The 25,358-nt window shown below is 35.2% G+C and carries 20 protein-coding genes and 1 pseudogene; 4 read left to right on the top strand and 17 right to left on the bottom strand.

The window, feature by feature from the left end:
* Positions 1–16 precede the first annotated feature (16 nt).
* Both CLO1100_RS06575 and CLO1100_RS06570 read right to left on the bottom strand, forming a co-directional pair.
* Entirely contained in the window at positions 17–6,142 is a 6,126-nt protein-coding gene (locus CLO1100_RS06575) for a DEAD/DEAH box helicase family protein (RefSeq protein ID WP_014312971.1), read from the bottom strand.
* 70 nt (positions 6,143–6,212) lie between these two features.
* Positions 6,213–6,965: a hypothetical protein gene (locus CLO1100_RS06570; protein WP_014312970.1), complete on the bottom strand. Its 753-nt coding sequence runs from the start codon at positions 6,963–6,965 to the stop codon at positions 6,213–6,215.
* A 661-nt stretch (positions 6,966–7,626) separates the two neighbouring features.
* Between CLO1100_RS06570 and CLO1100_RS06565 the strand changes: the two genes are divergently transcribed.
* Positions 7,627–10,419: a carbohydrate-binding domain-containing protein gene (locus tag CLO1100_RS06565; protein ID WP_014312969.1), complete on the top strand. Its 2,793-nt coding sequence runs from the start codon at positions 7,627–7,629 to the stop codon at positions 10,417–10,419.
* Positions 10,420–10,550: 131 nt separating this feature from the next.
* Here the strand turns inward: CLO1100_RS06565 and CLO1100_RS06560 are convergent, their stop codons facing one another.
* Positions 10,551–12,152: a recombinase family protein gene (locus tag CLO1100_RS06560; RefSeq protein ID WP_014312968.1), complete on the bottom strand. Its 1,602-nt coding sequence runs from the start codon at positions 12,150–12,152 to the stop codon at positions 10,551–10,553.
* Positions 12,153–12,218: 66 nt separating this feature from the next.
* A complete protein-coding gene (locus CLO1100_RS20700; RefSeq protein WP_014312967.1) occupies positions 12,219–12,374 on the bottom strand; it encodes a hypothetical protein in 156 nt (51 codons plus the stop codon).
* Positions 12,375–13,277: 903 nt separating this feature from the next.
* On the opposite strand from CLO1100_RS20700, the gene CLO1100_RS06555 reads away from it, so the two are divergent.
* The gene (locus CLO1100_RS06555) at positions 13,278–14,711 is read left to right on the top strand and encodes a hypothetical protein (protein WP_014312966.1); all 1,434 of its coding nucleotides are present in this window, start codon (positions 13,278–13,280) and stop codon (positions 14,709–14,711) included.
* Positions 14,712–14,967: 256 nt separating this feature from the next.
* On the opposite strand, the gene CLO1100_RS20990 is transcribed toward CLO1100_RS06555, so the two are convergent.
* The 6 genes from CLO1100_RS20990 to CLO1100_RS06530 all read right to left on the bottom strand — a co-directional run bounded on the left by CLO1100_RS20990 (position 14,968) and on the right by CLO1100_RS06530 (position 18,148).
* On the bottom strand, positions 14,968–15,117 hold the full coding sequence (locus CLO1100_RS20990; RefSeq protein ID WP_347456239.1) for a conjugal transfer protein TrbL family protein: 150 nt from the start codon (positions 15,115–15,117) through the stop codon (positions 14,968–14,970).
* A gap of 18 nt (positions 15,118–15,135) precedes the next feature.
* A complete protein-coding gene (locus CLO1100_RS20985; RefSeq protein ID WP_014312965.1) occupies positions 15,136–15,369 on the bottom strand; it encodes a DUF6199 family natural product biosynthesis protein in 234 nt (77 codons plus the stop codon).
* 239 nt (positions 15,370–15,608) lie between these two features.
* The gene (locus tag CLO1100_RS06545; protein WP_014312964.1) at positions 15,609–16,313 is read right to left on the bottom strand and encodes an NAD(P)H-dependent oxidoreductase; all 705 of its coding nucleotides are present in this window, start codon (positions 16,311–16,313) and stop codon (positions 15,609–15,611) included.
* Between the two features lie 519 nt (positions 16,314–16,832).
* The gene (locus tag CLO1100_RS20980; protein WP_347456236.1) at positions 16,833–17,126 is read right to left on the bottom strand and encodes a GNAT family N-acetyltransferase; all 294 of its coding nucleotides are present in this window, start codon (positions 17,124–17,126) and stop codon (positions 16,833–16,835) included.
* Between the two features lie 351 nt (positions 17,127–17,477).
* Positions 17,478–17,663, bottom strand: a complete 186-nt coding sequence (locus CLO1100_RS06535) for a DUF4177 domain-containing protein (protein WP_014312962.1) — start codon at positions 17,661–17,663, stop codon at positions 17,478–17,480.
* A 275-nt stretch (positions 17,664–17,938) separates the two neighbouring features.
* Positions 17,939–18,148 (bottom strand): hypothetical protein, encoded by a 210-nt coding sequence (locus CLO1100_RS06530; protein ID WP_014312961.1) that lies wholly within the window; start codon positions 18,146–18,148, stop codon positions 17,939–17,941.
* Positions 18,149–18,675: 527 nt separating this feature from the next.
* On the opposite strand from CLO1100_RS06530, the gene CLO1100_RS06520 reads away from it, so the two are divergent.
* Positions 18,676–19,101, top strand: coding sequence for a DUF3888 domain-containing protein (locus CLO1100_RS06520; protein ID WP_014312959.1), 426 nt, complete (start codon positions 18,676–18,678; stop codon positions 19,099–19,101).
* Positions 19,102–19,672: 571 nt separating this feature from the next.
* Here CLO1100_RS06520 and CLO1100_RS20695 read toward each other — a convergent pair.
* The 4 genes from CLO1100_RS20695 to CLO1100_RS20970 form a co-directional block, all read right to left on the bottom strand.
* A complete protein-coding gene (locus CLO1100_RS20695; protein ID WP_014312958.1) occupies positions 19,673–19,837 on the bottom strand; it encodes a hypothetical protein in 165 nt (54 codons plus the stop codon).
* A gap of 264 nt (positions 19,838–20,101) precedes the next feature.
* Positions 20,102–20,701, bottom strand: a complete 600-nt coding sequence (locus CLO1100_RS06515) for a hypothetical protein (RefSeq protein ID WP_014312957.1) — start codon at positions 20,699–20,701, stop codon at positions 20,102–20,104.
* Between the two features lie 357 nt (positions 20,702–21,058).
* Positions 21,059–21,265 (bottom strand): hypothetical protein, encoded by a 207-nt coding sequence (locus CLO1100_RS20975; RefSeq protein WP_041700184.1) that lies wholly within the window; start codon positions 21,263–21,265, stop codon positions 21,059–21,061.
* Positions 21,262–21,594 (bottom strand): hypothetical protein, encoded by a 333-nt coding sequence (locus CLO1100_RS20970; RefSeq protein ID WP_041700183.1) that lies wholly within the window; start codon positions 21,592–21,594, stop codon positions 21,262–21,264. The genes CLO1100_RS20975 and CLO1100_RS20970 overlap by 4 nt, the downstream gene beginning before the upstream one ends.
* 332 nt (positions 21,595–21,926) lie before the next feature.
* On the opposite strand from CLO1100_RS20970, the pseudogene CLO1100_RS06500 reads away from it, so the two are divergent.
* A pseudogene (locus CLO1100_RS06500) lies at positions 21,927–22,370 on the top strand (manganese catalase family protein); the annotation flags it as partial.
* A 39-nt stretch (positions 22,371–22,409) separates the two neighbouring features.
* Here CLO1100_RS06500 and CLO1100_RS06495 read toward each other — a convergent pair.
* The 3 genes from CLO1100_RS06495 to CLO1100_RS06485 all read right to left on the bottom strand — a co-directional run bounded on the left by CLO1100_RS06495 (position 22,410) and on the right by CLO1100_RS06485 (position 25,081).
* A complete protein-coding gene (locus CLO1100_RS06495) occupies positions 22,410–22,670 on the bottom strand; it encodes a hypothetical protein (RefSeq protein ID WP_014312956.1) in 261 nt (86 codons plus the stop codon).
* A gap of 119 nt (positions 22,671–22,789) precedes the next feature.
* The gene (locus tag CLO1100_RS06490; RefSeq protein ID WP_041700182.1) at positions 22,790–23,911 is read right to left on the bottom strand and encodes a hypothetical protein; all 1,122 of its coding nucleotides are present in this window, start codon (positions 23,909–23,911) and stop codon (positions 22,790–22,792) included.
* 336 nt (positions 23,912–24,247) lie between these two features.
* Positions 24,248–25,081: a helix-turn-helix domain-containing protein gene (locus CLO1100_RS06485; protein ID WP_014312954.1), complete on the bottom strand. Its 834-nt coding sequence runs from the start codon at positions 25,079–25,081 to the stop codon at positions 24,248–24,250.
* Positions 25,082–25,358: the final 277 nt, after the last annotated feature.

The following is a 25,358-nucleotide window of genomic DNA, read 5'->3' as shown; positions in this document are numbered from 1 at the left end:
CCTTTCTTAAAATTATTTACATCTCCATTTCCTGTTCTTCTTCATCAGAGACTACAGACGAAGTATTTATTACTACCTCTTTGTCTTCAATTGATGCTTCATCTCCCAGAACTTCATCCTGTTTGTTTAAATCAAGCTCAATGTTTAGTTCTGCCTGACGTGCTAATTTTATCTTGTATTCTTCCTCGTAACGCCACGGCTTTTCATATTCTGCCTTTGCTGTTTCAAAGTCCTGATTAAGTTGTTCCAACTGATTGCGACTTCTTTGCAATGCCGGCTCCATGCCTTCTAGGGCATTGTCTATACGTGTGATATTCCCGGTGGGATTCCCACCAAGCTCAATTGCGTATTGATATTTACCTGTAATATGTAAATTAAACAAACTCAAAAATTCATTGTATTCAAGCTTTAAATCAAAGCCTTTATATGTTCCAATATTTACCTGATTCCAGTTCTCTTTTTTTGCCTTAGTACAAAGCAGTAACAAGAGTTCTCCAGCTTTTTCTTTTTCAGTAATCATGGTTTTATCCAATATAATGCTGAACTCATCATCCGGAAACTTGTTTGAGTTTCGTAATTCTATATCCTTTTGTATTGCTTCTATTTTTGCTTGATATGAATTAATCCCTTTGGGAATTGAGTAAACTATACTGTCCTGCAGGGAGTATCTTTGTTTTGACCAAGCCGCCTTTAGTACGGAAAGCTTGTTTATCTCTATGTCCAAATCCATCTTCTCCTTTATTCTTGGATCTCCCATTGCCAAAGCTTTTATTTCCGCATAGTTTAAAACCACTTCATCTATGTCCTCACAGCTGCGGCTGACAGACTTGCTTGTCATTACCTGTGAAATAAACCGCTGCTTCTGTTCAACTATTTGCCAGAGGTAGGCATCGAAAGTGTCTTTTGTAACATATCTGAATATCTCTACTTCCTCGTTTTCGTTTCCCTGCCTTAGTATTCTTCCATCACGTTGCTCTATATCTGCAGGCCTCCATGGACAATCCAGGTGATGAAGTGCAACAAGCTTGTTTTGTATGTTTGTGCCGGTTCCCATTTTTGAGGTTGAGCCCAAGATTATTCTTTTCTCGCCTGTACGCATTGCAGAGAACATGAATTCTTTCTGCTTCTTTGTTTTGGCATCGTGGATTATGCATATTTCATCTTCCGGAATTCCGAGACTGACAAGTTTATTTTTTATATCATAATAAGCACAAAAACCTCCACGGTCATTTGGAGTTCCGACATCAGAGAATATTATTTGTGTACCCTTGGTTGAGTTGAATTCAACATATTTCTGATATACATTGTCTACCAGTTTATTTATTTTGCTTTCCGGTTCATCAGGTGCATTAGGGATTATTAATCGTGGATCAGTCCCAAACTGCCTTGCTTCATTTGTTATTTTAAGCATGTTATCTATTGAGGGGTCTACCAGTCCATTTCTGATTCTTTCAGCTCGTTCTGCAGTTTTCTGTACAAGCTCCTGCTGCAGCTCCGATGGCTCAGAAGTTACCACTGTAACCTTATCGTTTTTAAGTTTTGGTACAGGAAGGTTTAACATGTCGGCAGTCTGAATATCAGCTATATTTTTAAACATTGTCATTAACTCAGGAAGATTTGTAAATTTACTGAATCTGTTTCTCATTCTGAATCCACGACCTTCAGGTGCAAGTTCAAGTGCTGATACAACTTCACCAAAGTCCGCAGCCCATGCATCAAAGTTATGCAGCCCTTTTTCTCTAAGTTCATTTTTTTGCAGGAACTGCTGCATTATAAACATTTCGGTCATTGAATTACTTACGGGTGTTCCTGTTGCGAAGATAACGTTTCGTCCGTTGTTCTCTGAAATTATATAGTCGCATTTCATCTGCATATCCAGTACCTTTTTTGCAGAGTTCCCTGAAATCCTCGCAACGTTTCTCATCTTGGTAAATACACCGCCATTCTTGTAATGGTGGGCTTCGTCCACAAACAAGCAATCAACCCCCAGCTGTTCAAAGGTTAATACATCATCCTTGGGGGCATCCGCCAGCTGTTCTAACTTAGCTTCAAGATTAAACTTCATTTTCTCCATTTGCTTTATTGTCCACTTGTCGCCGTTTTGTTGCTTACAAGCAGAGACAAAATCAACTATTTCTTCTATGGTGTTTTTTATAATCTGGGTTTGCAGTTCAACCGATACCGGTATTCTCTCAAACTGGCTCTGACCTATGATTATTGCATCATAATCACCTGTTGCTATCCTTGCCAGAAATCTTTTTCGGTTTGCCGTTTCAAAATCCTTTTCAGTGGCAACCAGAATGCTGGCAGCAGGATATAGTTTTAAGAAGTCTGCTCCCTGCTGTTCCGTCAAATGGTTAGGCAGCACAAACATAGTTTTTTTGATTATATTAAGCCTTCTCATTTCCATGCAGGCAGCCTGCATGGTGAACGTCTTGCCTGCTCCTACAACATGTGCCAACAGGGTATTACCGCCGTATAGTATTCTAGCTACGGCATTTTTTTGATGTTCCCGAAGTTTTATGTAAGGACTCATTCCCGGAAATTTCAGGTGTGAACCATCGTATTCCCTTAACCTGATGTTGTTAAAGTTGGTATTATAGAAGTCAACATACTTGTTCCTTCTATCCGGATCTTTAAATATCCAGTCCCGGAATTCTTCCTTGATAGCATCCTGCTTTGCCCTGGCTGCTATTGTTTCATTTTTGTTTACAACATATTTTATTTTTCCGTCAGTATCTTCTACCCTATCCCTTACTACAACACTTCTCAAATTAAGAGTGTCTTCTATAATGCTGTAGGCGTCAGCCCTTTTGGTTCCATATTCTTCAGTGGCCTTCATGCTGTTCCATTGAAGTGACTTATTCTGTATTGACCATGAACTTGAAAAAGAATTGTAAGTTGTGTAGATTGCTGATTCCTTTGAGGTGTTATTATCTCTTTGATGAAACCCAGGTACCTTTAACAATTCGTATATAAATTGATTTATATCTTCGGTTTCAATCCATGTTGTCCCGAGCTTTACATCTATTTCAGAGGCATCCAAATCCACAGGTTGAACACTCTCAAGGGCTTTAATATTTATATAATAATCCGGATTATCCTTGGCATAATATAAAGCGGTTTTTAACTTATAGCGTACATCCCCAGAGAGATATTCATCTGCTGTTTCATATCTTTTTTTCTCTGGATTAAGGAATATAAGCCCTTCAAGTTCACTAATAATCTTTTTTTTATCAGCTTTATATATAGACGCCATATAATCCAGATCAACTTTTCCTCTTTCGGAAAGAGACGCTGCCAGAGCATCTACCGAAGTAGCGACTTTAGTAATTGTCTCATAAGGCCTGATTGTTTGTTTGTAGAATATATCAGCTAATGACTTAACCTTGCCCTTTTCATCAAGAACCTCAAGAGAAGATAATAAAGGCAAATCTGAATCCTTTTGAAAGGCCCTTAGATTTGCCGTACTGTTTATTATTCCCTGCTTCCCGGTAAATGTATTATATGACTTTAATAATTCCTCCTGATATGGTTTAAGCTCTTCTACGGTACAACCTTCTGTCTGGATTTCTATAACCTTTCTTAATATTTCTCTTATCTCACACATACCCCTGACACGTTGGGAAGTTTTTTCAGGAAGTATTACTTTAACCATTTTGGAATTTTCTCTATAGTAGATGTTTTCATCTTTTAATACATATGTATAGTTTTTGACTTCCGGCTCTGCAGGCAGATATTCTTCCTGATTTTCTTTTCCGGTATCAATAATTTCTATCCTGGCATGTAGTTTTTCAACTGCTCTGTCAAGAGCTTCAACCAAATTGAAATTGTCCTCTGCAACAAGGCTTATATATTTTCCATCACTTCCGAACATCCTGTTATCAAAAATCATTTTTCCAAGGAGCATATCAGGATTATCCAGATAATACTGATTTACAGGTACTCCGTCATCAGTCTGGCCAAGTCCCGTCCAAGCCGGTTCTTCATCCAAAATAATTGCATGGTCACGTTTCTGAAGAAAAATGATATCTGTTGTTACGTCTGTATTTGCTATCTGCTTGAAGGCATTGTTTGGAAGCCTTATTGCTCCTATCAGTTCGGCACGTTCTGCCAGGTATCTCCTGAAAGAACCGTTTGCCTTATCTAGAGTTCCTTTGCTGGTTATATATGATATAATCCCACCTGGGCGAATCTTGTCCAAGGTCTTTGCAAAGAAGTAATCGTGTATGTTAAGGTTGAGCTTGTCATATCTTTTATCATGTAGCTTATAGTCTCCAAAAGGCACATTGCCTACTGCAATATCAAAGAAATTATCTGAATAGTCTGTATCTTCAAACCCCTGAATCCTTATATCAGCCTTTTGGTATAACTGCTTTGATATTCTTCCGGATATGCCGTCCAGTTCGACGCCATATAACTTGGATTTATCAGAAATGTCCTCCGGAATTAAGGAATAAAATAAGCCGGTAGCCATTGACGGTTCAAGTATGTTTCCTCCTTTAAAACCAAATCTGTTCAGGGCTTTGTATATAGCTTTTATTACTTGCGGCTCTGTATAATGAGCATTGGGCGTAGATGCTCTGGCACTTCTGTATTCTTCTTCAGTAAGGAGTTCTTTCAATTCCTTGAACTCATTTTCCCAGCCTTTGGCTTCTTCATTGAATACCTGTGATACTCCACCCCATCCGGTATATCGGGTAAGAATACTTTGCTCTTGGCTTGTTGCAAGACGGTTTTCCTTTTCAATATCCTTTAGCAGCTTAATTGCTCCAACATTGGCTTTATATTTTGTCTTTTGGCCACCGACACCAATATCATCCGAAGGATTATATCTGTAGTTGAATTTCCCTCCAGTTCGCTCGGCTCCGTTAAAAATTTCCGAGGTGAACTTCTCAACCTCATTTTCTTTTGTCTCAATTAAATCAAATAGAGTTTGTTGATTCCGGGGTAAAAAATTAGAGCCACCATTTTCTGATGACTCTTTAACTTTGCCATTGTTATTATCTTTTATCTCGGAACTCTGACTACTTCCTTCATCACTATCTCCTGAGCTGTTTCCCTGATCCAGTTGTTGTAGCTTGCCAGCTCGGTAAAGTTCTCCGTATTCGGAACTGGATGCACTTTCTTCAACTCTTGTTGAACCTTGTCCATCATTTCCAATGCTTGATTGTCTATCTGATAAATTGTGCTGAACCATGTACCCTGTATTTTCAGTTCCTGCACTCTCTTCGGGTGATTGTGCACCAAGTATTTCACTGCCTCCGCTGCGAATATCCCTTCCGGTATCTTGTCCAGTTCCTGATTCTCGTCCGGTGATATCACCGGATATAATATCCCGTCTTCTCCCTCCCGGTACTCCGCTTTGGATATCGGTTCTTGCTTCTTTATTGTATCCGTCTCTTTGTTCTTGGCTTCCTGTATTTCCTCCGGTGTCTCCGGATATTCCACCAGCCCAATTCCTTCTATGTATTTGGTTCGCATTTTTACTTATCTCCTTATTTTCATATATTCGTGCCGGTCTTTCCAAAAGTCTCAAAACCTGTTTACTAATTTCACATATTATTGAAGCGTACTCAGTTGCTTGTCCAACGTCAAGCTGTTTCAAAATACCATCAAAATGAAATTTTCCTTCAATATCAAGTTTAAGCCTGCTATATACAGAATAAACTACACTATCTTGTACAAAGCAATCAAAGTATTCTCCCGGGTACTCATGTTTTTCTAAAAACTCAGTAAAAAGACTTTCTACAAAGCCCTCAAAATCCCTCTCTTTTTCTACACCTAAATATTCCATAATGTAGTTTTGAGCTGCATCTGATTTTATGGTGTAGCTATTAATTCTACTTGTATAGTTACCGTGTGTATCTGATATATCAAACAAATATCGTACACCTTTATTATCCGAGTCAAAAACCTTAATCGCCCTGCTGCCACGATTTATCCATCTTCCTACTCTTTTATTCCACGTATCCATGTCTGCAACAATAGTTGCATCAGGTCTTTGATTGTAAATAAGGACAGTTTCGTAAAAACCATACTTATATAACTTTCCTGAGAAACCTAGAAACCTTTTCCACTCGCTGTCATTCCTCGTAATCTGCTTCATAGTTTCATTAAACATTGTTTTGAAACTAGGCATTTTTTCAAAATCCTTTCCGTATTAATTATATAAATTCATGAAGTCTAATAAGAAATGACTATTTCTCTTACTAAATCTCTTGGTCATATAGCTCAATGTCTTCCTCGATAACCTCTGATTCAATAAACCTGGGATCATTCCTATAAATCCTTGCTTCAATATCAGGAATTGTGTCTTGTATTTTTTCTTTTATCTGCTTGAATATTTTGTTACTGCCATCAGCGTTATTTTCACTATCTTCAAGCTTTACGATTCCGCTATATATAGCCATCATTTCAGTCTCACTCAACAGCTTGCTTTTTCTCATAATTCCGGATCTGACAGCAAAGTTATCCTTTGCTCCACTATAGTTATCACTAAAGTAATTCCCAGAGTGAACACCAGATCCTCCATTGTCTTTTTCCCATGTGACATATTGATAACTATTAACCCGCTGCATGGAAGAATTTATACTTTCTGATTCACAGGCAGCAAGAATAACGTTATTGTATTCAGCTAAAACCTTATAATGTTTTAACCCTTCAACTTGCATAGGATCAGCTCTGGTAAAAATCCTTTCCTGCTCCTGAAGGTCATTAATAAGGTCTCGGATTAAATCTATTTCCTCCCGATCATAAGCCTGGTGGTATGTAATCGTTCCTTCAATACAATTGATATCACACAAATCTCTGCCATCTTTGGTTACACATATTTTTTCAGTATCCCAATTTCCCTCCTTTCTGCTGGTATTAACTGAGACAGCTCCATAACCCATCATTCTTAATCTGTAAATCAGCTTTGTGGATATAGCTTGCCAAATCGCAGTATTATCACCTTTATCCATCCGGAATTCCTCCTTTATAAAATAAATATAAAATAAAAAATAACCAGAAATCTGGTTATTTTAAGGTATCTTTATCATATTATAACAATATACATTTATATAATATACCTAAAGGAACCCTTACAGATATCGGTGTATCTGTATCTGTAGGGCACATCTTAAATCAATTGTCCATAAAACTGTATTCAATACTATAGTTACCATTTTTATCTTTGCTTTTATACTTTAGTTTTATTGGCTCCGGCATAAATTATATATACAGTTCTACTATATTATTTTTATAAAAAATCACTTCCATTTCAATTTATCTTGATTGCCGTGTTATCACAATGATATAATATAACGGAAAAAAATAGAATAAATAAGTATATTTCTTAAAAATGTAAAGTCATTTCATATGCCATATTAAATTGTAAATCAATCCTACTAAAAATCGACCACATCTGTTTCTCGTCTTTCTCTGTGTGGAGTATCGGACATACGCACAGCGAAATGTAAGTGATGCAATATAACCGGGATTTGTTAATTAAATGATCGGTTATATAATGCTATATCTTTTATATAGAGAGGAGGCAAAATAAAATCCATTTTTGTTTTACCGGTATGAACGACACCGTCCATACCAAATTTAATTATCTTAAATATTAAAAGGAGGTTTATCATGTTAAGAAACATTAATAGAAGGATTCTTTCTTATGTGATTGTTGTTGCAATGTTAATGTCTTTCATTCCCACAATCACTTTTGCAGCAGAACCAGAGGGCTCTCATCTGATTACAAGCCAGGCTGAAAAGCCTTCATCTGCGGGTGCCCTTCAAATTCTTGATAAAAACGGAGTTAAAACATTATGTAACAAAGACGGGAACCCTATACAGCTTCGTGGTATGAGTACGCACGGCCTTCAGTGGTATCCTGAAATAATTAACAATAATGCCTTTGCAGCACTCTCCAAGGACTGGGGAAGCAATGTAATCCGTATTGCAATGTACGTTGCTGAAGGCGGATATTCAAAAGACCCTGAAACAATTAAGAAAAGAGTAATTGACGGAATTGATCTAGCCATTGCAAATGACATGTACGCTATGGTGGACTGGCATGTGCTTACACCAGGTGACCCGAATGCAGACATATATAAGGGTTCAATGGATTTCTTCAAGGAAATATCCCAAAAGTATCCCAATGATCCGCATATAATATACGAACTGGCTAATGAGCCCAGCCCCAACGATCCCGGTGTTACAAATGATGCGGCAGGTTGGGTAAAAGTAAAGAGTTACGCAGAACCCATAATAAAAATGCTCCGTGACAGCGGTAATAAGAATCTTGTAATCGTTGGAAGTCCAAACTGGAGTCAGCGTCCTGATTTGGCCGCAGACAACCCCATTAATGATAACAATACGATTTATACCATTCATTTCTATAGCGGTACACATAAAACCTCGCCAGACAGTACAGACAGAGGAAATATAATGAGTAATGCAAGGTACGCTCTTGAGCATGGTGTAGCAGTTTTTTGTTCAGAATGGGGAACCAGTGAAGCAAGCGGAAACAATGGACCTTACTTGAAAGAAGCAGATGAATGGCTTGAATTCCTCAATGCAAACAATATCGGCTGGTGTAACTGGTCTCTGACAAATAAGAATGAAACATCAGGATCGTTTATACCTTTCATATCCGGCAAATCAGATGCCACAAGCCTGGATCCCGGAGATGATCAGGTTTGGTCACCAAAAGAGCTGAGTGTATCCGGCGAATATGCCCGTGCCAGAATAAAAGGTATAAAATATGAGCCTATTGATCGTGCTGAAAAAGAAGAGTTTACAACAAATGTATGGGATTTCAATGATGGAACGACTCAAGGTTTCGGCATAAACAGCGACAGTCCGGTTAAAGCTGACAGTATCACTCTTGCAAATGAAAAAAATGCTCTTAAAATCACCGGCTTAAATACCAGCAAGGATCTTACCGAAGGAAACTACTGGGCAAACGTTCGTCTTTCAGCTGATGGTACAAGCAATAAACCGAACATTCTCGGTGCAGAAAAACTTACAATGGACGTTATTGCAGATGCTCCTGCTACAGTATCAATAGCAGCCATACCACAGAGTTCAACCCATGGTTGGGCGAATCCTACACGTGCCATACAGGTTAAGCCTGCTGAATTTATACAGCAGGCAGATGGTACATATAAAGCTGTATTAACAATAACACCTGCTGATTCACCGAATTTTGATTCTATAGCAAAAGACAGCAAAGATAGTACAATGACTAATATTATTTTATTTGTTGGTGCGGATACTAATGTTATTTCACTCGACAATATAACTATATCAGGAAACCGTGCTGTCGTAGAAGCACCTGTTGAGCATGCCCCGATAGGAAAGGCAACACTTCCTTCAAACTTTGAAGATTCAACCCGTCAGGGATGGGCCTGGGATGCTGCATCCGGCGTTCAAAGTGCCTTGACAATAAAAGATGCAAATGGTTCAAAGGCTATTTCATGGGAAGTTAAATACCCTGAAGTCAAGCCCGTAGACGGATGGGCTTCAGCACCACGTATCATGCTTGCTGGAATAAACGCAACACGTGGAAGTAACAAATATCTTGCTTTTGATTTCTATCTTAAACCGACACAGGCCAGCAAAGGCTCTCTCTCAATAAATCTGGCTTTTGCTCCACCAAGCCTTGGTTACTGGGCACAGGCATCGGTTAATTTCGATATACCTTTAACAAGCCTGAGCAAAATGAAAAAAACCAAAGATGGCTTGTACCACTTCCAGGCAAAATATGATTTGGATAAAATAAATGATGGAAAAGTACTTACTGCTGATACTGTCCTCCGTGATATCACGCTCGTTGTTGCGGACGGTAACAGTGACTTCGCCGGTACGATGTACCTGGATAATGTCAGGTTCGAAAATGACAGCGAAAGTGAACTTAATAATGCCATTCAGATGTTGGTATCAAAAGGTATCATCAAGAGCTCTGATGTTAAAAAAATCAACTTGAATAAGAGCATTTCAAGAGGCGAGTTTTTGATGTGGCTTGTTAAGACTTTAGATTTGAGTGCAAAATATCGTTCAAATTTCAGTGATGTTCATAAGAAAGACAGCTACTATAATTCACTGGGTATTGCCAAAGCACTTGGTATTACTAACGGTATCGGACATAATAAATTCAATCCTAATAAGGCAATAAGCAGAGAGGATATGTTGGTATTTACCTTTAAAGCTCTGAAATTAGTAAATAAAGATTTGGTTAAAGGTAATGCTGACGATCTGAAACAATTTACTGATGCTTCAAAGGTTTCAAGGAATACTGTTGAAAGTGTAGCCACTATCGTAAAGAACGGATTTTATTCAGGTGATGCAAAGAAACTGAATCTAAAAGCATCTGTTCCAAAAGCTGAGGCTGCGTTAATGCTTTATAAAATATACACAAGTTTGCATAAATAGAAATATTGGATTAAATCACCTATCAAAAAAGATCTTCTGTACATATGTACGGAAGATCTTTTTGATGTTAAGCGAAATTATGATGGTTATGGTTTGGCGTAATCTGCTAAATCAGTAGGGTACATCATAAATCAATTGTCCATAAAGCTGTATTCAACACTATAGTTACCATTTTTACCTTTGCTTTTATACTTTAGTTTTATTGGCTCCGGCATACATGTTAAATATAATTCCAATATATTATTTTTATATAGGATAACCTTTTTTACTGTAAGCTTAAATACTTCCTCTGAATCTATTCCTTCTATCTGGTTAACAAGAGAATTTATCCTGTCTATGTATATCTGCAGCTTATCTGCGCTGCTATTTATAAGATTGATATCTTCAATATTTTTAATATCCGTTTTGACTTTATTCATCTCAAAGTCATACCTTTTATTCATTAAAACCATATCATCCTTAGATATGCTTCCCTCAATCATTAGATTAATTACTTCCTGCTTTTTACGGTTCAGGTCTTCTATTTTTCTTGTAAATGAATCTGTACTCTTTATATCAGTCAACTTGTTTGATTTCCTGATTTCCGATACCAACTCGGATTTTATTTTTTCCTTATTTGAATTTATTGAGTACAAAACACTTTTTACTATTTTACCCAGCACTATGTGATTAATACTCTTATTGTTGCAGCCAACCCGATTTCCATTGACATCAATCTTGAGACTGCCATAGCTTTTAGCCTGACTACATCTCCAAGCTTTGTAAACTTCTCCGTTTTTTAATTTTTTACTTTTCCCCACAAATTTACTTCCACACTCGCCACATAGTAGCTTTCCCGAGCACCAATATTTATTACTGTATTTGCTTTTTTGCTCCTTTGATGCTGATCGGTGACTGATCTGTTCTTGTGTTGCATCCCATAATTCCCTTGATATGATAGGTGTATGATGGTTTTTTATATATACGATCTCTTCTTCTCCCCTGTTGTATTTCTTTTTATGATTTAAGTAATTTGGAGTTATGGTCTTTTTTTGGGCCAGATCTCCAGCATATTTTTCATTTTTTAGAAGTCTTAAAATTACGGTATTTGACCACCTTTTTATATATCTTTTTGATTGTATATTGTCTTCATATAGCTCTTTTGCAATTACATGAGTACCTTTTCCTTCGATGGTGTACTTGTGAAAAATCAATCTTACTATTTCAGCTTCTTCCTCATTAACCGTTAAAGCGCCTTTATACAAGTTGTATCCAAATAGCTCACGTCCAAAAACAACACCCTGCTCCATTCTTCTTTTCTGTCCCCACTTTACCCGTTCGGATGTTTTTCTACTTTCATCCTGGGCAATGGCCGACATAATTGTAAGCCTCAATTCACCATCTCCGTCAAGAGTATTAATATTATCATTAATAAAGATGACACCTACTCCAAGCTCTTTAAGCATACGCGTATAATCAATACTGATCTTTGTGTTTCTTGCAAATCTTGAAATCTCTTTAGTCAATATCAAATCCAACCTTTTGTATTTAGCATCAGAGATCATCCTTTGAAATTCCATTCTATTCTCGGCCTGAGTCCCACTAATTCCCTCATCAGCATAAATGTCAACAAATTCCCAGTCAGGTCTATTCCTTATATATTCTTCAAAATACTTTTTTTGGCTCTGCAGTGAATTTACCTGGTCATCCTTTTCCGTTGAAACTCTGCAATAAGCACCAACTTTTACTTTCATACATTTACCTCTGATTAGATATAAAATAAGAGCCTACTTATAATTGCAAGCAGGCCGTTTTATAAATCAATAGCTATTAATTGCTTTAATCACCTGATCATATTGTTCTCCAGTCAGCAGCTTCTCTTTATACAGCTGCTTGATTACTCCTATTTTAAACTGGCGCATAAATATGCTACTTTCTTCTGAAGTAAGTTCAATCCTGTTATTTTTAATTGTCATACTATCAACCCCCAATACATTCTATTCAAAAGTAAAAAAATAGTTAATTTATTTTCATAGTACATCCACGCACTGGCATATAGAAACTGTATTCCAGTACATGGTCTATTGTGAAAACACAAAAATGAAATAATCTTTTTCGCCAATTAAAACTTTAATTGTAACTTTCTCGCAGGATTTAACCTCTTGCCTCCGCTCCGGTATTATCAGCAGCTATTTGTGCCCGGCATATTGCCATTATCCATGCAAACCGCCGAATGCCCTAGTGTTATTCCATCCCACATTTAACTATCGCTATATTTGCTTATATTTATATATTTTATTTTTGTGGTACTTCATGGTAATAAGGAGAAGCACATATGGAAAAATTAGAGAAAAATAATTGACAAATAGGTTTAAGTAGTGTTAAATAATACATAAAATGTAATAATATGACAATGCATAATTAGAACCCACAAATGATTTGTCCTCTTACTATAGTCAATGATTTATGGGTGAGTAGTGCAATAGCTTTTTTCTACTTTTTGCCCTTTATGATTTATATCACACTATAACTTTAGCAAATATACTTTTATGTATGCCGAGGAACTCTAAACTGCAAGCAATAATGCAATAATTCGAAAGGGATAGAATCACACTATTTTATCGCAATAGTAAAGTAATAATGATTTTGTTGACCATTAATTGTAATGATTAAAAACAGTGACTGCAGGCACTGTTTTAATAAATAATAATAGCTAGAGGGTGAATTAAATGACAATAGAACATTAAACTTGGTATCGCAAAGTGAGGAAGAAATCTGTGTTCTTTGTGATCACACTGATAGCCGCAATCCTTGTGATGGTGGTGATTGGATAGCTGAAGGTAACTGTTAATTGAATTTCAAAAGGAGGAAACATAATTATGAAAAAGTGGAAAAGTGGAATTTTAGGTTGTATGGTGTGCTTATTGTTCTTTAGTACTCCATTCCAGGCTATTGCTGCAGAAATAAGTAGTTCGGATGCTACTTCTGGTTCAGCGTCGGCTATAACGTTAAATGAAGTGGGCAAAAGTAATGTGCGGTTAGACCTTAATAAGAAGCAATCCCATAGAAGAAATGTCGGTAAATATAACAATATTGTAAATCATATGAATCAGTCTAAGCAGGTATATGCGAGCACTGCAGATGATAATTCCGATCCAAACGGTGCGAGTTATTTACCATTCAATGAAGCAACCGGAGATGCTATTGATACAGAGGGCGGCAGCAGATGGTATGGTGTAGTCGCAGATGAGACTTGTAGAATTACTACATTAATGGTAGCTAGTGATCCATCATCCGACTTTGATTTATATATATATAAATTAGATGAAGCTACTGGTACATTAGATAATATAGGTTATTCCTGTCAAGAAGCGGGAAATGATGAAAAAGTTGATTTAATTGTTAATGAAGGTGTTTATTACATACAAGTGAATGCATATACAGGAACAGGTACTTTTGGTTTGGTAAGTTACCAGTCAATTAACTACATCAGTAGAGAGATTAACGATACGATTGGGACAGCAACGGCGATCAGTAAGAGTTGTACATTAACTGATGCAATAGATTCACCGTTGGATATGGATATATATAAATTTTCTATTACAACTGAAGCATCACGAAAATCATTCACTTTGGCAAATCCGGAAAATTGTAATTATGCTTTATATATTGTAACGTCGGATAATTCTATATATTCTATTAATAGTGGGGTAACCTATTCGCTTGGAAATGGGGATTATTATCTTATAGTTACAACTTCAGATGGAACATATAGTAATGCAGCTCCATATACAGTAGCTGTAACAAATCAAGACAGTGTTCTTGGTGGAACAGATCTGCTGAGTTATAATGGATATCTTGTGCAGCAGGTAGGAGCAAACTATTATATAAATGGAAAATTAATTGATTTTTCATTCAGTTATAAATATGATATTTCAGCAGGTGCTGACTATCTTCATGCATCGATGACTTTAAGTACAAAAGCAAATACATCGGTTAAAAACTTTGCTGATGAGCAAAGTCTTGGAATATCATTTATAAAATATACTTCGACTTTTAATGGTTCAGCAAGAGATGTGGCATTATTCATTCCAATACAAAACGTTTCTTACACGTATTATAGGACGGCAAGTGCATCCCTCGCTCCCACCTATGTTTTTGATTCACGTTCTGTAGCAGAGGCATACCTCATCGTTGATGTAAACACAGGCAAAGTTATTGATTTATTTTCTCCTAATTGGTACTATGAAAGCAGTGCATCACATCATTCCCATGGAATTGGCGCTGTCTATGCAACAAGTATAGCACAATAGAGTTTACCTAAAAAAAGTATGTTCACACCCATAAAGGATAAGCTAATAGCTTATCCTTTATGGGTGTTGTATTTCGACTATTATTCTAAGATATGACCTTACTCCAGTTTGATGGACACGAAGAATCCCTATATAATAAAAAAGGGAGGGATTCAAAATGAGAGAACAAAGAACGTTTGACAAAGCATTTAAGTAGCTGTACTAAGGATTCTTATCCGTTGAAACAACTATCAGTAAAATGGCTGAGGAACTTCTATTAAAAACTCGCTTCATACTCAAAAGGCTGAAGCCCATAAAGCAAAGGGTCTGCATCAGCATCCCCTTCTGTCCATAGAACGTATGCTTCAAACCCTTTTTTAAGGAATTTAAGTATAATCATTGCCACAGCCATACTAAGGTATAACACCTGTATTTTTGATAATGCCTATGACAGTACAGTGGCTGCTTGTAATGTAACTCCAGATAAAATGGATTCAGAAATTGTATCATGATACCTGCAATTCTTCGTGAAATAAAAATAAGCATTACTTGGCTCTTTTGTAGCCTTCCAGCTTTCAAAAGTCTTCCACAATAATTTAGGACATATAACATTTAATAATCCAATAGTAAAAATCAATCCTATAATAATAAATGGAAATATCATTACTCCTTTTGGCATATATTTAACTCCCTTCCTTGTAATCCATATATTACCTTAATACTAATACTATATCTGTAATCAAATATCAATCACTACCACATTATTCATTTTTCAAAGAGATTTATTTGGACGCTTTTTATTCATTTTGCGAACTTATATGAGCGTAAAAAACCGCAACATTTAAAATTAACTGTGCGGTAATAGAATGATTATTGATAGATAAAGGATTACGACATTCGACACACCTTATGCAATCCTCATGACCTTTTTTTCCAAGGTCGCTCCTTATTTAGCCAACCCCGTTCCTCCCAGTATTGCCTTTCGACAGGAGAAGAGTCCAATCCGGCTTTGTGCATATTCGCCATCATAAAAAATACGAATTTTGTCTTTATACAGGCTCTCGGTCTTTCAACATATGCAAATTTTCGGGCAAACTTAATCATATCTTTTTCAATTTTTATTTTCTTATCCTCCTTCACACCAGCCCAGTTCATGGCCTGTACGTTAATGCCATAGCTTTTTATATAAGGAACACCCCAATAGAAGAGAGATTTTTTCACGTTCTTAATGGCCTGCTTAGCTCCTGCTCCAGCAGCAGTTGAAATAACAACTGCTTTCTTTCTGAACATCCACTCTCTTGGACAATGTGACATCCAATATGTAAACATCAGGTCAAGCAAAGCTTTCATGGATGCAGATGGACCCATGCAATAGTTTGGAGTCGTGAAAATAAGCATATCTGCCTTTTCCATAGCGTCGGTGATGATCCGCTTTTCCGTATAGTATGGGCATTTTGTATCATCTTCAATGCATTGGTAGCAGCCCATGCAAAAATGATTCAAGTCCCTTGGTAGGAAAAACTCTGTAATTTCGTCCTCCTTTGCAAGCTTATACGCCAATAACTTTCCTATATGATAAGTACTTCCCTTATGGTTTTGCCCATGTATCATTGTGATTTTCATGTTAAATTCTCCAATCGCATCACTAGAATTATCGGCTTAAGAAAATATGACCATTGTTTCGCATAATTTAACGATACCGATAAAAAGCAATACATTTATGATAATACTACATTTGGCATTTTTCTATGTCAAGTTTCAATTCTTACTGGCGACTTATGGACAAGAACACAATATAAATGGTTCTTTATACTTATGTAATCTTAGCTGGTATTTCAAAGCCTTTTTTAGTGAAATTTCAACGCATGGCTGACCTTCATATTCACATGTAGCCCTTCTCTTTCGGTTGCTTGGTATTTCGCTAATTTCATAATTCATATATTGTCTTTTCAGGTCTACCACCTAAAGAGAAATATCCCTCTTTTCAACATACACTACAAAACCACTCTGTTGCTTCTGCACTGTTGTCATATCGTCCATTTCAAAAGCTTTCCACTTTTGTTTTCTCATAATTTTACCTTTCTTCCACTATAGGCGGTTTCTATAAATATTACGAAGCATTATTTACCAAGAACTATTAAGTCACCAAGTGTTTTTAAATCCGTTTTTTTTATAGAATTTTTGCGATGGATAATCTTTTTCTGTGTTTAATATCATGCCATTTATTCCTTGCTCGTTAATATCTTCTTCTATTGCCTTTATAAACCAGCTACCAATACCTCTACCCTGCATTTCGTAACTAACGTAAAATTTATCAATATAATATTCAAAACCTTTTATCCATGGTTTTTTCATACCTATACTCAAGGCTACCATCTTATCATCTAATAAAGCTGCATAACCTATAAAGTAATTATTATTAATACAAATCCACACAATCCTTAAGCATTTGTTTTTTAATCTTTAATAAAAATAATTCTTCCATATTTCTTATCCCCCACAACTTGTTGTCTCTCTTTACATCACAATATTATCCGATTCTAATCTATCAAACACTATTACGTCAATACTATATTGGGAGTATATTGGAGTCAACAATTTTTTATTTAACTACTACCGCACTATTCAGTTCGCAAAGTCCAAAATTCTTCCGTCGCAATCTATTCAAAATGCGCCCTAAAATGGGCAGTAAAAAACCGCATTTTCATTTAATGAATATGCGGTAATAGAATAATTCTTGGTATGTAAAAAATGCGAACTAATGATACTTCCGACTATTCTTATACTCTACTCTTGCTTCTTTTCCCTTTTAAACACAAGCACCATCATAGAACCAAAGCCGCCCACACATTGAAAGTTAACAAGTTCCCAACCTTCTTTCCCATGTTGTTCAAGCACTTTATCGCTTTTCCTCTTTAAACTTTTTTCCGTATCAAAAAGACTATTAAAAGTTACTGTCGTATATTCCCACATAATTAACTCCTTTCAACTAATACCTATTCTTGGTTCATAATTTAAAACAGATGCCGATAAAAAGCAATGCATTACAAATAATACTACATCTGGCATGTTTCTAAGTCAAGTTTCAACCACTACCGCACTATTCACTTTTCAAAGATCATTTGTTCGCTATAGACTTATTTTGTGCAATAAAAAAGCACATCAGCTTAACTGAATGTGCGGTACATTTGTATTTGAAACTTTGGAGGCTTTGACCTGATGTTAGAAATTAGTGTAAAATTTTAGTGCTAACCCCATTGACAATGAGAACATTTTTCGCATACTTTATGAAAATCTTTTAAATTTTTAAACTTTTTACTCTGTTTAATCCATTGTATAAGTTCATCTGTTGTATCAATAGGCCCAATACTACCTGCGAAACAAAATTCCCAGCATAAACCCCAATCAACATCTTCTTCTCTTCCAGGGCAATACCAATAATAACTTTCATTACTCATCAGATGTCTCCCTTTGATTAATATTTCTACAATTAATACTATATCTAGAATAATACTAAGTCAAGTTTCAATCATTACCGCACTATTCAGTTTTCAATGTTCAAGCATATTGCGAATCTCTATTTTTTGATTTACTTGCAAACCAACATTATCCAGTTATAATTAATCTATAATCAGTCACTGGAGGTCTTATGAGACACACTATATTTTGGACACTAGTTCTTATATGTTTTATAATATCTATAATCTTACTTGTAGTATATGACGTGTCACTTGTTAAAAAGGTCTTGATAAATATACTAGGGCCCAAAAAGAATTTCCTATTATTTTTTTTACTGGAATACCTGCAGCTATTTGTTTCAACATATATTTCAAATTAAAAAATAGAAAGAGATAATATATCTCTAGTACGAAATTGACTTATATCCTCAACATGAGGAACATTTTATTTATTTTGCGACTTACACGAATTGTTTTAAGATAAATTTCATATTTATAATTTAGTAGTTCATTTTTGAAGGTAAGTTATGAAGAACTTTTACCTTTTCCGTGTGAGAAAATCTTTCATAATTTTATTATTAATAAGTTTGTTAGTATCTCTAATAGCTCTTTACTATTTTCACTCAAGTCATGAAGAATATATCCACTCAACTGTATCTTTAACTGAAACTCGTGAGCAACTTCTTGAAAGTTTTTCACTCTACATGATTTATACATACATCCAAGATTCACTAATAGATTACTATGGTAATCCTAAACAATTTTGGCAACATAGAATCATTGATATCCGAAGAGTGGAGATTAACTACCTTAATTATTATGAAATTACCGTTCAACTTCAAACTTTTGAAGGTGCTCACAATCCACCTTACGGGAAAGACACAATAACTTTTAGGACAAAAGAATACACTACTTCACTTAAAATGATAAAGTTTAAACATGAAGAAAATTAGCTTTCCCAATTGCTCGAATTAATCGCCCCTTTTGCGTCGTAATAGACTTATTTTGTTCAATAAAAAAGCACTTCGGTTAACTAAATGTGCGGTATTGACCAAAAATTGCCTTTCATAACTGCCTATTTGTTGCCAAAATTCTTCTTTATTAAAATCATTAGAATCTAACAGTAACGGAAGATTATGAAAAATATCTGCTAACATATTAATTTGTTTTAAATGCCTATATATAGTTTGGTAGTTATGGATAAAAAGGAAAAAGAGGCTTACTTATTGTTGTTACATAGAGATTTTGTAGAGATAAGAATTATATCTAATAAATACCAGCATCAATGGTGGAATCTCACATAAAACAATTATATCTTTTATACAGGATATTCCATATTCTAACATAAATCAATACCACACTATTTAGTTTTCAAAGAACATCTTACAAACTCCCCTTTTCACTCAGACTTCAGCTATATTACGAGCAAACCAAAAAAGTACCGCACTTTCGTTTACTGAATAATGCGGTATTTAGGAAAACCTATATTTAGTTGTCAACTTTAGAGTTAATTAAATTAGCGAATTAATTATCTTCATAAATATCATCTGCATTTACCTTTTTAAGGTTAAATTCCTTAATTATATCTTCTTTAATTTCATATAGTGCCTCTTTAACAGCCATTTTTACAGCACCTAAAATTATTAAAAATAAAGCTAATCCTCCTAGTATGTATACAATTAACTCCATTTATTACTCCTCCTACAATCAGGCTTTTTATAGCTAATAATACCATATATGTAACTTGTATACAATTAAATGTTACTGTATTCAGTTGTCAAAGTTCATCTATATATAATCGCATTCCCTCTATATTGCGACTTAAATTGCGCGCAAAAATACCGCATAACCAATTTAACTGAATTATGCGGTACTGATTTTAAAATTTTGTTTACTTTTATACTTTGCCGATTTACAACTGTAATCATTTTATAAGGTACAATGATTATGAACTCATCCTAATTCTGCTATTTTTTTTATCCACCAATCTTTTGTAAATGTAGATATAGGTGTTGATGTTATAACTAGATTTTTATTATCAGCGTTAATGTCAATAGTTTCACTTACACCAGTGTACACTAAATTAATGTACAATTGAAAAGGCTCTAATTTCCTACCTAATCCTTTTTGAAATTCATTAATGTCAATCAGATTTTGGCTTACAACTCTTTCAATAAAATTAAGAGCAGCCTTACCTCCTGCCATCATATACCACCATTCTTGAAACATAGGCCATACTTCTTTACAGCATTGTCTTAATAAAGGGCTATAAACTTTTGAAAACTCTGGAGGCATATATTCTTCAAAAAGAAAATCAGGGTTTTTTCCTTCTTTAATTTTTTCTAGCTTTAAGTTCACCATTTCGTCAAACCATTTTTGCCATTGTTCTCTTGTAGCCTCTGTATTTAAGAATTTAGATGGCCATAAAATTTCCATCCCCGTATATATTTGTTTGTCTATTAACCCATATGCACATCCAACATAAATAATGAAGTTTAATATATCATCTGATGAAATATTTACATACCAAGAACTCCTATAATTTGAATCCATCTATTTCATACTCCTTTCTAAATGGTGTAAGGCAGAATATCATTCTATTCTAATTTAATCAAAATTCCATATATACATACTACATTTGGAATTAACTAGAGTCAATGTATATCTGTCATCACCAGGTACCGCATTATTCACTTTTCAAAGTTCAGCTTTCTTGGTTCGTAATATTTTGCTATTACCACTCAATAAATTGTTTTACACCCGATACATTTACATCTCCATTCCATGCTCTTCTTCATCAGAGATTATAGACGAAGCATTGATTTCAGCTTCATCTTTGTATTCAATTGATGCTTCATCTCCCAGAACTTCATCCTGCTTGTTTAGATCAAGTTCAATGTTTAGTTCTGCCTAACGTGCTAGTTTTGTCTTATATTCTTCCTCGTAACGCCACGGCTTTTCATATTCTGCCTTTGCTGTTTCAAAGTCCTCGTACAGCTGTTCCAACTGATTGAGACATCTTTGTAATGCAGGCTCCATGCCTTCCAGTGCATTTTTTTTATCGTGTGATATTCCCGATTGGATTCCAACCAAGTTCAATTGTAATATGTAAATCAAACCCACTGGAATTCATTGTATTCAAGCTTTAAATCAAAGTCTTTATAGCTTCCGATACTTACCTGCTTCCAGTTCTCTTTTTTTGCCTTGGTACAAAGCAGTAACATAAGCTCTCCAGCTTTTTCTTTTTCAGTAATCAGGGTGTTTTCCAATATAATGCTGAACTCATCATCAGGAAACTTATTTGAGTTTCGTAATTCTATGTCCTTTCGTATGGCTTCTATTTTTGCTTCGTTTGAATTAATACCTTTTAGAATTGAGTAAACTATACTATCCTGCAGGGAGTATCTTTGTTTTGACCAAGCAACCTTTAGTACGGAAAGCAGCATCGTGGATTATGCATATTTCATCTTCCGGAATCCCGAGACTGACAAATTTATTTTTTATATCATTTGATATCACACAAATCTCTGCCATCTTTGGTTACACATATTTTTCAGCATCCCAATTACCCTCCTTTCCGCTGTTATTAACTGATGTAGCTCCATTTCCCATAGTCCTCAGATAATAAATTGCTTACCTGATATTGCTCCCCATAATAATTTTTCTTGGGTTCATTCCATTTTATTTACCTCCATTCATATTTATGATATAATGCATACATAATAAAAACCCCTGATATCAAGGGTTTTAAGTCATTAATTCAAATCGTCTTTTCGGTACAGATATAGGTACCGAAGAACTGGCCCATATGGAAATTATATCGGCAATTGTTTATCAACTAACTAGAGGTCTAAGTATTGAAGAAATTAAAAAGAGTGGTTTTGATACCTATTTTGTTGATCATACAACAGCAATATACCCTATTGCTGCTTCGGGTATGCCTTTTACAGCAACATACTTCCAATCAAAAGGCGATCCAATTACAGATTTAACGGAAGACCTTGCAGCAGAGCAAAAAGCAAGAACGACTTATGATAATATACTTAGGTTGGCAGATGATCCGGATGTTAAAGAACCTATAAAATTCCTCCGTGCAAGAGAAATAGTTCACTTCCAGAGGTTCGGTGAAACATTAAGGACAGTACAGGATAATTTAAATGCCAAAAATTATTACGCCTTTAATCCTGAATTCGATAAGACTACAAAGTTTAAGGAATCATAATAGAGCTTATTAACAGCCAGCGCCGAAAGACGCTGGCTGTTAGTTTCTAGTACATAAACTTTCAATACCCTCATAGAATTTATGTGCATCATGTATTATTAATTTATATTGCTCACCCTTATATTCTGCCAAATCTCCATAAAACTCAATTTTATCTATGGTCTTTTCATCTCTGCCAAGTAAAGTTACACTAGTATCCGGTGTTTCATTATGAATTTCATGTTTTTCATTTTTGTAATACTTTATTAAGTCGAAATATTTTATAACCTTACTTATTTTCTCCTTATCTTTGATGTTCAAGCCTATACTGCCAAATCCATTGATATTAAAAGCACCTTCATAAAGTATACTCCATTATAAAAATAGCTTATTTCTTTTCAATCGTGAGAGAATCAAAGTAAATAAGGGAATCTTGCTGTTTATTTTATTGATGCAAGGTCATTTACAGTATTAATAAAAGTTCGTACACCCTCAAAATCTGAAACACACATTTTAAATTCCATTATTCCGTGACATACTAATTTCTTTTTACCATTGAACTCGTATAATGTTTTAACTGAGCATGGACGGCAAGCTATACATTCAGTTAAGTTTGAAAACATTCGCTCTGCAAATTCAGGTGAAGTTTCATCAAGTTTTTTTAAGGTCTCTTCCATCATGTCAGCTTTTCTGTGCCAGAACTCAGGTTTACTGTTTGTTATTATATACCAACATAACGAATGATGCATAACATCGTTACTTGGATACAAAGCATATGAAAATCCATAGTCTGATGCCAAATATGTTATCTTATTACCATACTTTTCTATTTGCCTTTTGAATTTAAATGGCCTTAATGAGCGTAAAAAGCTGTCCATTTTTATTATTTCATTACGTATTTCGTTTGGTAGTAAAGAAATGCAACTTTCAAACTTCGGTTTCTGTCCTACCTCTACAGCCTCATTACTTGTCAAGGGTTTTGGCAAGTCGGAATTTGAGCGTACTATTGGAGGGGCTTCATCATATTCCGTAATACTTAAAGATTTAACTAATAAATTTGTACGTTTGGTACAAGATATTCTTAGCGTAAAGCCTATACTATTCAACTCTTTCAATAGTTTGGACTTCATATATTTTTCTTTTTCTGAATAAAACCGTTCTTCACCGTTCACCAATATTTGCATTGCGTCTAGACCATAAATTACAGATATATCAACAAATTCATTCATAGGAATATGGTTATAAAAAAATCTAGGTTTACAATTTGGAGCAACTATATCGTCAATCCGCCTGTTATCTGACCAAGGTGTTCCAAAATTTATATGTCCATTACCTAAAAGCAAGTATAATCCTGGAGAATCAATTTTGACAGATATGTCAATGCGTAGGGGCAACTTAAAAGTTCCGGGAATGTATACATAAGAATCTAAAGCCATGTTTTCTTTTTCAAAATTTGTAGATAACCTTCTCGTTGTTGTTATGTACAGCATTTCACTTTTTACATCTGTAACAACATGACCCTTTGATAAAATCGATTTAATATCAATATCGTATTTTTTCATTTCAACACCCCATAGGAATTGATATAGGCTACCAAACAATTGGCTCATATGGAAACTATAAAGTAAATTGTATATCAATTAACTGATATTATAACTCAAAGAATTTCCATGAATACAATTCTCCAGCCCATATTATAGCAATTTTTATGTAAATCTACAACGACAAAAATACTATTCGGAATATCCCTGCTCCATACACGTTGAATCTCATCAGCGTAGCTTTACCTTCATGATATTTCCATCATCCCTACTTTTTCAAGTATCCTTACAGATGCTATATTGCTTTAGAATGGTTCTCGGTATATAATCAGTCATACTTCGCTCATTTGGTGGGTTTCATTTAAGCGCAACAGGTATCCAGATTTCAACATTGCATATATTTGCTGCTTCATCCCACAAGATAAATTTTTCTATTGTAGGAAGACCAGATTTTTTATATTTGCTTTGCGGTAGAAACTCATGATTGATTCTTTGCCATACACTTCCCAGAATTTGACATGAAATATTGCCCTTTGCTTCAAATCTCAGCCAAGTTGCCGCTGGATAATTAAAAATATCAAGACCATCAATGGGTTTATCTTCCCATTCAATGCCACACATGTAGTCATTACTACCATCCTCACTAAAACCGAAACATAGCCCTAAATCGTAAATACGACCGGTCATTTTCTTTATTGACTCGCTGCTACCATCACTTTTTACCACGGCCCATGTACCGCCACCATAAGGGGTCGTACGTCTTACTCCGATGACATTAAACGGTGCTTTTTCAATAATTGTATAATCCATTTTATCAACTCCTTTAATTGTTAAGGTGAAGCTTAGACGACAATAAAATGTTAGTTTAACGCTGTCTTTTTTGGCAGATGTCGGCGTAACTCCATGTAAACGCTTAAAAGCTACACAAAATGCATCCGACGATTGATAACCGTATTTCAAAGCAATATCAATAACCTTTTCATTAGTATTCTGCAAATCATAAGCGGCACAAGTGAGCTTACGTCGGCGGACATACTCAGATAATGATATACCCGTTATCTGTGCAAACGATCCTTGAAACAAAGAAAAAGAACAAGCCGTAATTTTACTTATTTCTTTTTCGTTAATCTCATTGCTCAAATGATTTTCCACATAGTCAATTACCCTATTCATTCTATTTACCCAATCCATAGCTTCACCCCCTCAAGTACAATTATAAGGATTTTTCTTCTAGTTTACCCGTTATTTTTCGCAGATTTTATAACGGTTTTTTCTGAATAAAATATAATAACCTTACTTCTAAGTTTACAACAATACCAATCAAAAGCATTCATTTACAGATAATACTACATCTGGCATGTTTCTATGTCAACCTTTTAATCCTTAATGCACTATTCAATTATCAATGCACAACTTTTTTAGGACGAAATCGACTTATATCCTCAACATGAGGAACATTTTATTCATT

This window comes from Clostridium sp. BNL1100, from assembly GCF_000244875.1.
Lineage (GTDB): Bacteria > Bacillota > Clostridia > Acetivibrionales > DSM-1351 > Ruminiclostridium.
Note: the sequence above shows the minus strand (reverse complement) of the source record. Positions and strands in the feature narration are given on the sequence as shown.